The sequence below is a fragment of the Flavobacterium sp. T12S277 genome (genome assembly GCF_048514875.1).
In the GTDB taxonomy this organism is placed as follows: domain Bacteria; phylum Bacteroidota; class Bacteroidia; order Flavobacteriales; family Flavobacteriaceae; genus Flavobacterium.
Genome location: NZ_JBLYEG010000009.1, coordinates 206,370 through 217,949 on the forward strand (window position 1 = coordinate 206,370; position 11,580 = coordinate 217,949).

General features: G+C 38.3%; 5 protein-coding genes. All 5 read left to right on the forward strand.

The annotated features are described in order from the left end of the window. Positions 1 to 48: 48 nt before the first annotated feature. The 5 genes from ACN1CN_RS14535 to pbpC all read left to right on the forward strand — a co-directional run bounded on the left by ACN1CN_RS14535 (position 49) and on the right by pbpC (position 10,772). Entirely contained in the window at positions 49 to 1,161 is a 1,113-nt protein-coding gene (locus tag ACN1CN_RS14535; protein WP_419136166.1) for a Fic family protein, read from the forward strand. Positions 1,162 to 1,240: 79 nt separating this feature from the next. After that, on the forward strand, positions 1,241 to 1,684 hold the full coding sequence (locus ACN1CN_RS14540) for a nucleoside deaminase (RefSeq protein WP_173964272.1): 444 nt from the start codon (positions 1,241 to 1,243) through the stop codon (positions 1,682 to 1,684). A 12-nt stretch (positions 1,685 to 1,696) separates the two neighbouring features. Next, positions 1,697 to 2,329 carry a hypothetical protein gene (locus tag ACN1CN_RS14545; protein ID WP_419136167.1) on the forward strand — a complete coding sequence of 211 codons (633 nt, stop codon included), beginning with the start codon at positions 1,697 to 1,699 and terminating at the stop codon, positions 2,327 to 2,329. A gap of 254 nt (positions 2,330 to 2,583) precedes the next feature. Continuing rightward, on the forward strand, positions 2,584 to 8,259 hold the full coding sequence (locus tag ACN1CN_RS14550; protein ID WP_419136168.1) for an alpha-2-macroglobulin family protein: 5,676 nt from the start codon (positions 2,584 to 2,586) through the stop codon (positions 8,257 to 8,259). Between the two features lie 137 nt (positions 8,260 to 8,396). Then, positions 8,397 to 10,772 (forward strand): penicillin-binding protein 1C, encoded by a 2,376-nt coding sequence (gene pbpC, locus ACN1CN_RS14555; protein WP_419136169.1) that lies wholly within the window; start codon positions 8,397 to 8,399, stop codon positions 10,770 to 10,772. Positions 10,773 to 11,580 lie beyond the last annotated feature (808 nt).

The window sequence follows — 11,580 nt, forward strand, 5'->3', positions numbered from 1 at the left end:
CCTCAAAAAATCGCTATATTTGAGGCGATTAATTTTATTTATTGCCTCATGAGCTACAATTGGCAGTTACCGGACTGGGAAAAATTCGCATATGATGATACTGTAATAGATTCATTATGTGTTGAATTTGCATTTGAAACAGGAGAGGTAAAAGGACTTGTCGATTCCTTGTCAACGATAATTCAGCAGGAAACTATTTTACAATTTATGATTTCGGAAGCGATTAAAACTTCTGAAATAGAAGGAGAATTTTTTAGCAGAGAAGATATAATGTCTTCTATTAAGAAAAATTTAGGGATTGCTGGTGTTTTTGATCCTATTCGAAATAAAAATGCACAGGCAATTGGAAAGCTGATGGTCACAATAAGGAATGCCTATTCAGATAAACTAACGGAATTTTCGATAAAGCAATGGCATGGTATTTTGATGGAATATTCAAAACATATTAGTCCTGGAAATTACAGATCCGGAGAAGAACCTATGCAAATTATTTCCGGAAGTTATGGTAGAGAAACGGTTCATTTTGAAGCACCTCCATCCAAACAGGTTCCGGATGAAATGAAAAAATTCATTCAATGGTACAATGCTTTTGAAGTCAAAGCCACGGATTTTAAAAAAGCATTAATTAAAACAGCTATTGCACATTTGTATTTTGAAAGCATTCATCCGTTTGAAGATGGAAATGGAAGAATTGGAAGGGCTATTGCTGAAAAATGTCTTTCGGAATCTTTAAATCGACCCATTTTAATGAGTATTTCAAGTGCGATTGAGAAAAATAAAAAAAAGTACTACCAATCTTTAAAAGAAGCGCAAAGCACTATGGAGATTACAGATTGGATTTTTTATTTCTCTAATTTGATTTTAGACGCTCAAAAAAATGCGAAACAAATTATACTTTTTACATTAAGTAAGAGCAAATTTATGGACGAGTTTAAGGATAGAATGAATGAGAGACAGACAAAAGTTGTTTTGAAAATGTTCGAAAAAGGAACTTCCGGTTTTGTGGGCGGGATGACGGCAATAAAATACATTTCAATTGCTAAAACTTCAAGAGCAACTGCAACAAGAGATTTACAGGATTTGACAGAAAAAAAGATTTTGATGCCAAGAGGAGAAGGCCGAAATCGTTCGTATGATTTGAACCTGGTTATCAAAAAATAAGTAAAAGCTTCACTTTTATTAGCGCTTTCTTGATTTTAACTCAGGGGAAATTATTTCAAAAAAACCTATTTTTGCACTTATGATAAATCCCTTCACCGACGAATATTTTATGAAAAAAGCTTTGCAGGAAGCTGAAATGGCTTTTGATAAAGGCGAAATTCCTGTTGGAGCAATCATTGTAGTTGCCGATAAAATCATTGCAAGAAGTCATAATTTAACCGAATTGCTTAATGATGTTACGGCTCATGCCGAAATGCAGGCCATAACCGCTGCGGCTAACTTTTTGGGCGGAAAATATCTCAAAGACTGCACTTTATATGTTACCCTCGAACCGTGCCAGATGTGTGCGGGAGCTTTGTATTGGAGTCAGATTTCAAAAATTGTTTTTGGCGCACGTGATGAGCAGCGTGGTTTTATGACCATGGGTACCAAATTGCACCCAAAAACGACTGTAGTTTCAGGAATCATGGCCAATGAAGCTGCCGATTTAATGAAACGTTTTTTTGTGGAGAGAAGGAAATAATTACTATAAATCATGACTGATTTTTCAATAATAAAAAAACTATTTCACCTCACGGAATCTAGTGGTTTTACAGCTAGTGAAATGAATGTTGTTAAAAACATCTTTGGCGAACTTCCTCAGGTATTTGTGGATTATTATACCGAGTTGGGTAAAATTCAAGACCTAAACCATACGCAGGATTTATTAATCGTACCGGAGCGTTTTCAATATTATACACACAAGGATTATTTGATCTTTTATTCTGAAAATCAAAAGGCTTGTGTTTGGGGAATCCGTAAAGAGGATTTGTCAAAAGCTGATCCGCCGGTATACATGAGCGAAGACGAAAAAAACTGGAATTTGGAAACAGAAACTTTAAGCGGTTTTTTTACTGCAATGGCTTTTCTTCAGGCGGGCTTTGCACTACAGTTCCCTGCTAATACATTTTACGAATTAGAACAGGAGGAACTGAATTTTATTCGTGCCAACTTCAAAAATAAAGGATGCTCTTTTAAGCAATGGCTTGGAGGAATAAGTTTCTACGGTAATTACGATGACGATGTAATTGTATTGCAGGATACGAATCAACTGTTTTATGCCGCAAACACCAAAGAACATTTTATAGCCTTGGATAAAGTATTGTCCAAGCTGGGGGTAGAATTGTAAAAAACTGCTGTTTGATGAAAGGTTTTCTTTTGGTAAGAAAAGAATAGAAAATAGCTACTGAAAGCGCTAAAAACCATTTTTGCTTTCAAGAGCATTTAAATAATTCACTCTGCTGAATTTTCCTCTTAAAAGATTTAGAAAAATACATTATATTTATGCAATATAATTGACAAACCACTAGTTAATCATAGAGCGGTTAAAGCTAAAACATGCTGTCAATTCCAAATTCATAAACCTTGTAATTCTAAATTAAAGTGAAAGTAAAAGGACTATTTCTCGCGTTTTTTGTGTTTTTTATTTTTCAATCCTGCGGCAGAAAATCAGCTGCCGATTTCAATTCCGATTTTTCATTATTCAAAGAGTACATTGTCAGTTTTACGGGAGGAATCGTCTCGTCGGAATCTGACATTAGAGTCGTTTTGGCTTTTGATAAAAAAGAATGGAAAGTCAATCAGGAATTAGACGACGATCTATTTGATATTTCGCCAAATGTGCGCGGAAAAGTAGTGGCACTTTCGACCAATACGATTGCTTTTATTCCGGAGAAAAAATTAGAAGCAGGAACAGAATATCAGGTGACCTTAAACTTAGACAAGCTCATCACCATTCCGAAAGAGAAGGAGGAGACACTTTCGAAATTCAACTTCACAGTCAAAACAATCAAACAGGATTTTACCATCAATACGATGGATATTCAGTCGTACAGCAAAGATTACCAGTATCTGAACTGCGTTTTAAAAACGGCAGACAATATGGATGTCGAAACGGCTAAAAAATTAATTACGGCCCGTCAGAATGGTAGTGATCTTAAAATTAAATTCGAGAAAAAATCAGGCTCAGCCAAAGAATTCAATTTTAAAATCGACAGTATTCAACGCTATTTAGAAGCTTCGAATCTGGAAATCGCATACGATGGCGGTGATTTTGATATCGACCAGAAAGGGCAATTGGATTATGCCGTTACGGGTTTAAAAGAATTTAAAATTGTAAAAGTTGATATTCCCGAGGGAAGCAATCAATCCGTTGTAATTAATTTTTCGGAGCCCTTAGAAAAAGGCCAGGATTTTAAAGGATTGGTTTCGATTCAGAATACCAACAATCTCAAGTTTTCGACTCAGGGAAACCTGCTGAAAGTATATTTTAGCAATACAGCCCCGGAGAAAAAAGAAGTGCCAGTGCCGGTAGCGGTAGAAGAAAGCGCAGCTATAGCGGTTGATTCTGCAGCTGTTGTGGTCGATTCTGCAGCGGTAGCGACCGATAGTGCTGTGGTGGTAGTTCAGGAAGAGGAAGCTAGTCCAGAGCCGGAACCAGTTTTATCGGGGGAATTGCTGCTTGAAGTTTTTCAGGGAATTGAGAGCCAGTACGGCAAAAAGATGGACGCAAATTATACCGAAAAAATCAATTTTGACCAGATAAAACCGAACGTTAGATTTGTTAAAAACGGAACTATCCTACCAAGTTCAAACAATTTGAAACTGAATTTTGAAGCGGTAAATCTAAGTGCTGTAGATGTAAAAGTGTATAAAATTTACAAAAATAACATTCTTCAGTTCCTGCAATACAATGAGCTGAACGGAAGTCAGAACCTTAAGAAAGTGGCGCAGCCGGTGGCGAAAACCACACTGAATTTAATCGAAAGCAAACTGATAAATCCGGCGAAATGGAACACCTTTGCTTTGGATTTGTCTAAAATAATTACGCCTGAACCGGGAGCTATTTATCGCGTAGAATTTGTTTACAAAAAGAAATATTCACTGTACAAATGTGAAACGTCTGAAGGAGATTCAGAAGGTGAAGAGGAAGAAGAGGTAGATGAAGATGATGTAAACTACAGTGGCAATTCGTACGATGATTACTATTATGACGACTACGACTGGAGAGAAAGTCAGGACCCTTGTTCAGGATCTTACTATTACAATGCCCGAATTGCGACCAATATTTTAGCGACAGATTTGGGAGTTATAGCCAAAAGAGGTGAAAATAAATCGTACTTATTTGCCGTAAATAATATTGTAACCACAGAACCTGTTTCGAACGCAAGAGTGGATTTGTACACCTTTCAACAGCAAAAAATTGCGACTGCGGCTACGAGCAGCGAAGGAATTGCTTCGTTTCAGCTCAATAAATTTGCCTATTTCGCTATCGTTACTTTGGGTGATCAATCGACTTATGTGAAACTGGATGACGGATATTCGTTATCGGTGAGTAATTTTGATGTTGCAGGAGAGACTTTGCAAAAAGGTTTAAAAGGGTTTATTTATGGAGAGCGTGGCGTTTGGCGTCCGGGAGATAATGTGTATTTGTCCTTTATCTTAAACGATGCGTCAAATAAACTTCCGAAATCACATCCAATTAAATTGCGACTTAACGATCCGAATGGTAAAACGACCTATCAGACCATTCAGAAAACAAATGACCTGAATCATTATAGTTTTATAATTCCGACAAGTGCCGATGCGCCAACCGGAAACTGGGAAGCAATGATAAGCGTGGGAGGTGCTAAGTTTTACAAAAGCATAAAAATAGAAACGATCAAACCGAATCGTTTAAAAATCAAGAATACGTTCTCCAGAAAAACGCTATCGTCCTCTTATCCGAACAACAGCAATCTTGAAGTGACCTGGCTTCATGGTGCCATTGCAAAAAATCTGAATGTAGAAATGCAGGCGAAATTTTCGCAGCAAACGACTACTTTTAAAGGCTATGAGAAATTTAATTTTGACGATCTGGTACGCCAGTTCAGCACGGAAGAAATCAATGTTTTCTCCGGAAAATTAAACGAGAGTGGAAGAGTTTCAGTTCCTATTCAGCCAAAACTGCAAGGACAGGCTCCGGGAATGCTTCGCGCTTCATTTATTACAAAAGTATATGAAGAAGGAGGCGATTTCAGTACCGATGTTATTTCGACCACCTATTCGCCTTACAAAACCTACGTAGGGATAAAAGCACCGGAACCTAATAAATACGGAATGCTGGAAACCGGAAAGAACAACAGTTTTGATATTGTTACCGTGGATGAAAACGGAAGACCAAAATCAGTTCGAAATCTGGAAGTAAAAGTGTTTAAAGTAGACTGGCGCTGGTGGTGGGATGCTTCTAGCGATAATCTCTCGAATTATAATTCATCAAATGCGACCACCTCTTATAAAACCCTTGTGATCGATACCGATTCAAGAGGGAAAGGAAGTATTGATCTTTCTTTAAGCGATGAAGAATGGGGACGCTATTTAATACGTGTTGCGGATAATACCGATGGACATGCAACTGCTTTAACGGTAAATATTGACTGGCCAGTATGGTCCGGAAAAACTCGTAACAGAGATGCGTCTACAGCCAATATGTTAGTGTTTTCTACCGATAAGAAAAATTATGCGGTAGGCGAAAAAGCGCAAATTTCGTTCCCGTCAAGTGAAGGTGGCCGTGCTTTGATTTCGATTGAAAACGGCTCAAAAGTGGTGCAGACCATCTGGGCCAAAACAAAACAGGGCGAAACCAAAGTGGAGGTTCCAATTACGGCAGCGATGGCGCCAAACGTATATTTTAACATCACACTTTTACAGCCGCATGCTTCGACTAAAAACGATTCGCCTATTCGTATGTACGGAATCGTTCCAATCGAAGTAGTAGATAAAAACACCATTTTAGCACCAACCCTTTCCATGCCGGATGTTTTAAAACCGGAGCAGACTTTTACGGTAAAAGTGGGAGAGAAAACCGGTAAAGAAATGACCTATACGATTGCAGTTGTAGATGAAGGACTTCTGGACTTAACCCGTTTTAAAACACCAAATGCCTGGGATAGTTTTTATGTTCGCGAAGCTTTAGGAGTTAAAACCTGGGATATTTACGATGACGTAATCGGGGCCTATGGCGGAAAAATAAATCAAATCTTCAGTATTGGTGGAGATCAGGATTTAGGTGGTGGAAAAGCCAAAAAAGCCAACCGATTCAAACCTGTAGTGCTGTATTACGGACCGTTTAAATTAGAAAAAGGCCAGACAAAAGCACATCAGTTAAAATTACCAAAATACATAGGTTCTGTTCGAACCATGGTTGTGGCGGGTGATGCCAATACAAGTGCTTACGGAAGTGTAGAAAAAGCAACTCCGGTTAAAAGTCCGTTGATGGTATTGGCTTCGTTGCCAAGAAAAATATCGCCTTCAGAAAAAGTGACCCTTCCGGTTACTGTTTTTGCGACCGAAAAAAATATTAAAAGAGTAACCCTTCAGCTTAAAACGAGCAACGGATTAAAAGTAATGGGAAGTGCTGCCCAAAGTCTGAATTTTACACAGCCTGACGAAAAGATGGCCTATTTTAATCTGGTAGTAGGTTCTGCTACCGGAATTGCTAAAGTTCAGGTAATTGCGACCTCCGGAAAAGAGCGATCAGTTTATGATGTAGAAATCGATATGACCAATCCTAATCCGGTTACCAATACCTATACCGATGTTGTTTTACCTCCAAACAGTACCAAAACAATTACATGGAAAACCTTTGGAGTTTCAGGAAGTAATAAAGCCAGATTGGAAGTTTCGTCAATGCCAACCATCAATTTGAATGGAAGGCTGCAATACCTTATCCAGTATCCGCATGGCTGTGTAGAGCAAACGACTTCGTCTGTTTTTCCACAGTTGTTTTTAAGTGATATTGTCGATTTGGACAATACCCGAAAAGGAATCATTCAGAAAAATATCACTGCCGGAATTACGAAATTAGGAAGTTTTCAATTGCCGTCCGGAGGCTTGTCGTATTGGCAGGGAAATACAACCGCCGATGATTGGGGATCTTCATATGCCGGACATTTCCTGATTGAAGCAGAGAAAAAAGGGTATGTTTTACCAATTAACTTCAAATCAAAATGGATTTCATACCAGCAAAAAGAAGCCAAACAATGGCGTTTTGAAGCGAAGTATGGCAATGATCTTGCTCAGGCCTATAGATTGTATACATTGGCACTGGCAGGCAATGCCGATTTGTCTTCGATGAACAGATTGCGTGAAACTAAAGGGATTTCAAACGAAAGTAAGCTTCGACTGGCAGCCGCATATGTTTTGGCCGGGCAAAAATCAGCCGGACAAAATTTATTATTGCGTACCAGTATCGACAATGAATCCAATGAGTATAATTATTACTACTATGGTTCAAGCGAAAGAAACAGAGCAATGGCTTTAGAAACGATGCTTCTTTTAGGACAAACGCAAAAAGCATTCACTATGGCTTCAAAACTGGCAAAAGAAATGTCGACAAACCAATGGATGAGCACACAAACAACAGCATACTGCCTGTATGCGATGTCTAAATTTGCGGCGAGTAACGGGCCAAAAGGAATCAACCTTCAGTTCAGCAAAAACGGAAAAGGCGAAACCATAAACACGCAAAAAACAATCGCTGACAGAGGTTTAGTTGTTCAGGCAGGTGCGAATAGTGTGGTTTTAAAGAATCTTAAAAACAACACCGTTTATGTTCGTGTTTTAAATACCGGAATATTACCAATAGGACAGGAAAATGCAATTCAGAGTGATGTTTCTGCCAATATTGTTTTCAAAAATAGAAAAGGCAGTGTCATTAATGTTTCGAAAATCAGTCAGGGAACCGAGTTTGTGGCAGAAGTTACGGTAAGAAATCAAAGAAATGAAAGCGTTCAGAATGTGGCATTGTCGCAAATTTTGCCTTCAGGATTTGAAATCGTTAATACCCGTTTCACCGACTACGGTGATGCAACCAATAATATCGCAGACTATATTGACATTCGCGACGACAGAACCAATTTCTATTTTGGAATGAAAGCCAGAGAAACCAAAGTATTCCGAATATTGTTAAACGCGTCCTATTTAGGGAATTATTATTTACCGGGATTACAATGCGAAGCCATGTACGACAATACATTCCTGGCCAGAACAAAAGGATTCTGGGTTGAGGTTGTGAAATAGAAAATAAAATGGCCCACGGGTTTTACGGATTAAGCGGATGTTCACGGGTTAAATTTAATTCAGTCTAATCCAATAAAAAAGATCTGTGCGAACCTGTTTAATCTGTAAAACCCGTGGGCTAAAATCATTACTAAACTTTGAAAAATAGATTAATAGCGTTTTCACAACGCATTATAAACTGGATTAAAAAGAATAAAATAAAATCAGCAATTGCATTTGTGCTCTTGCTGATTTATTATTTCTCTATACCCCGAACGTTGTTTAAAGAGCCGTACTCAACGGTTATTGAAAGTAAAGAAGGAGAACTGCTTGGCGCTAAAATCGCCCGTGACGGACAATGGCGTTTTCCGGCACAGGACAGCGTACCCGATAAATTCAAGAAATGCATCGTTTATTTTGAAGACGAGTACTTTTATAAACATCCCGGTTTTAACCCGGTTGCGATGGTAAATGCGATCAAGCAAAACCGAAAAGCAGGAAAAGTAGTTCGTGGCGGAAGTACACTGACACAGCAGGTGATCCGACTGTCCCGAAAAGGAAAGGGAAGAACTTATTTTGAAAAACTGATCGAAATCATTCTCGCGACCCGATTGGAATTGGGTTATTCTAAGAATGAAATTCTCGAATTGTATGCGGCTCATGCTCCGTTTGGAGGAAATGTTGTTGGACTCGAAATGGCCGCGTGGCGTTATTTTGGTGTACAATCGAATCAATTGTCGTGGGCAGAAAATGCGACACTGGCAGTTTTACCCAATGCACCGAGTTTAATTTATCCGGGTAAAAATCAAATAAAATTATTGAACAAACGAAACCGACTTTTGCTAAAATTGCATCAGGAAGGTGTAATTGACAAACAAACCTATGAACTTGCAGTTGAAGAACCTTTGCCGCAAAAACCATACGATTTGCCACAAATAGCACCGCATCTGTTACAAAGAGTGGCTAAAAACGAGGAAGGAACCAGGGTCAAAACAACAATTGATTATGCTTTGCAAAACAGAGTCAATCAAATTGCGAGATACTATTACAATCAATACAAGCAGAATGAGGTGCACAATCTGGCGATTCTGGTAATTGATGTTTCCAATAGAAATGTGATCAGCTACGTTGGTAATGCTCCAACGGATAAAGACCACCAAAAAGATGTGGATATTATCGACGCACCAAGAAGTACAGGAAGTATCCTGAAACCCCTTTTATATGCCGGAATGCTGGACGATGGCGAATTACTGCCCAACACTTTGATTGCCGACGTACCAACGCAGATTGCAGGTTACACACCGCAAAATTTCAATCTGACCTTTGATGGAGCAGTGCCCGCACATCGGGCTTTATCGCGCTCACTCAACATTCCGTCGGTTTTAATGCTGCAGGAGTTTGGAGTTAATAAATTTTATGAAGAACTGCAAAAGTTTAAATTGCGCGACATTAATAAAACACCGGATCATTATGGCTTATCGCTTATTTTGGGAGGAGCCGAAAGTAATTTGTGGGATTTATGCCGAACCTATGCAAATCTGTCTTCTACTTTAAATTATTATGTTAAGAATCAGGCAGAATACCGAACGAATGAATTTACAGAGTTAAATTACAAGAACGATTTTGAGCCCCATTTTGGCTCAGAAAGTGATCAGAAGAACATCTTGGGCGCCGGATCAATTTGGGCGACTTACAATGCCATGGAAGAGGTCAATAGACCGGAAGGAGATGAAGCCTGGAAGTTTTACGACAGCTCTCTTAAAATTGCCTGGAAAACCGGGACCAGTTTTGGTAATCGCGATGCCTGGGCAATTGGTACAAATTCAAAATATGTGGTAGGAATCTGGGTTGGAAATGCAACAGGCGAGGGCCGACCTACTTTAACGGGAGTCACAAGTGCAGCACCAATTTTATTTGATGTTTTTAATTTATTGCCAAGACAAAAATGGTTTCAAACGCCTTATAAGGATTTAGAAGAGGTTGAGGTGTGTCGTTTAAGCGGTTACTTAGCCAAAGACGGTTGTCCGAAAATAAAACAATGGGTTCCCAAAAAAGGAAAATCGACAGCCGTTTGTCCGTACCATAAAACTGTTCATTTGGATCGTGCAGAACAATTTCAGGTGAATAGCAGCTGTGAAAACATTGATAATATAGTGACTAAAAATTGGTTTGTTTTGCCTCCGGTTATGGCCTGGTATTACAAGAGCCAGCACATCGAATACCTGCCACTGCCTCCGTTTAAAGAGGGCTGTCAGGGTACACAAACCACAACAATGGATTTTATTTATCCGAAGACCAACGGCAAAATTTATTTAACGAAGAATTTTAATAGCGAAGTCCAGCCGGTAATCCTGAAAGTAGCCTATTCGGAGAGGGATAAAGAGCTCTTTTGGTATGTGGATGACGTTTATAAAGCAACCACAAAAACGTTTCATGAACTGCCTGTTACTCCAACTTCAGGAACACATTACATTACAGTTGTTGATGCATTTGGTAATGAAATTAGAAGAAAAATCGAGATTGTGAGGGAGTAAGAGGGAGGGGAAATTCCAATTTTTTGAAACTCCAAATTCCAAATTCCAAATTCCAAATGTCAATTCTTTATGGGGTACTATGTGTCAGGCTGAGCGAAGTCGAAGCTTTTATAGGGGGTATAACCAAAAGTATAAATATACTAAACATAAAAACCCCTGAAAAACCCCTTAAAATCAGTGCTTAAGCCTAAAAAGGCTGTCGAACCAACTCAAAACAAAAAGTATATTAACTACTTATTATATACCTTTTAATTGCTACTATTAAACACTTTAAATGATGGCAATTACAAATATAAATGAATATACCCTTAAAACTACCGTTAGCACCTTAAAAACAGGAAGTAAGCACTCTTTAAAAGCCGTTTAAAATATTATTTAAACGGCTTTTTTTATGCTCAAAAACCTTAAATATTGATTCTTTTGAGAAGCTAACTTTATTGTATTTGCGGTTAGCTTTGGGGTTAGTGTTGCGGTTAGGGGATGAGATAATTTAATATCTATAAAATGCAGTTTATTCCATATAAAAACGCCTTAACAGATAAAAATATATCTATTAAGGCGGGGATAATACTATTTTAATTTTTAAATATGCGGACTTAAATAGCTATTTATTAGTGATTTATGTTAAAACGAACGTTTTATGACATGAAAAATTTGCATTATATCATTTAGTGGATAATCTGCAAATTCCGGTTATATTGATCACCCCATTCCGTTTTAAAGTGAGCACCTGATTCCAGTTCAAAATGACCACCTAATTCCGGAGCAAAATGACCACCTCCGTTTTGATTAAAAACTATATTTTTTC

What these genes read in the sequence shown, in the direction of transcription:
- ACN1CN_RS14535 (WP_419136166.1), top strand. Translation starts at nt 49, where the DNA reads ATGAGCTACAATTGGCAGTTACCGGACTGGGAAAAATTCGCATATGAT.
- ACN1CN_RS14540 (WP_173964272.1), top strand. Translation starts at nt 1,241, where the DNA reads ATGATAAATCCCTTCACCGACGAATATTTTATGAAAAAAGCTTTGCAG.
- ACN1CN_RS14545 (WP_419136167.1), top strand. Translation starts at nt 1,697, where the DNA reads ATGACTGATTTTTCAATAATAAAAAAACTATTTCACCTCACGGAATCT.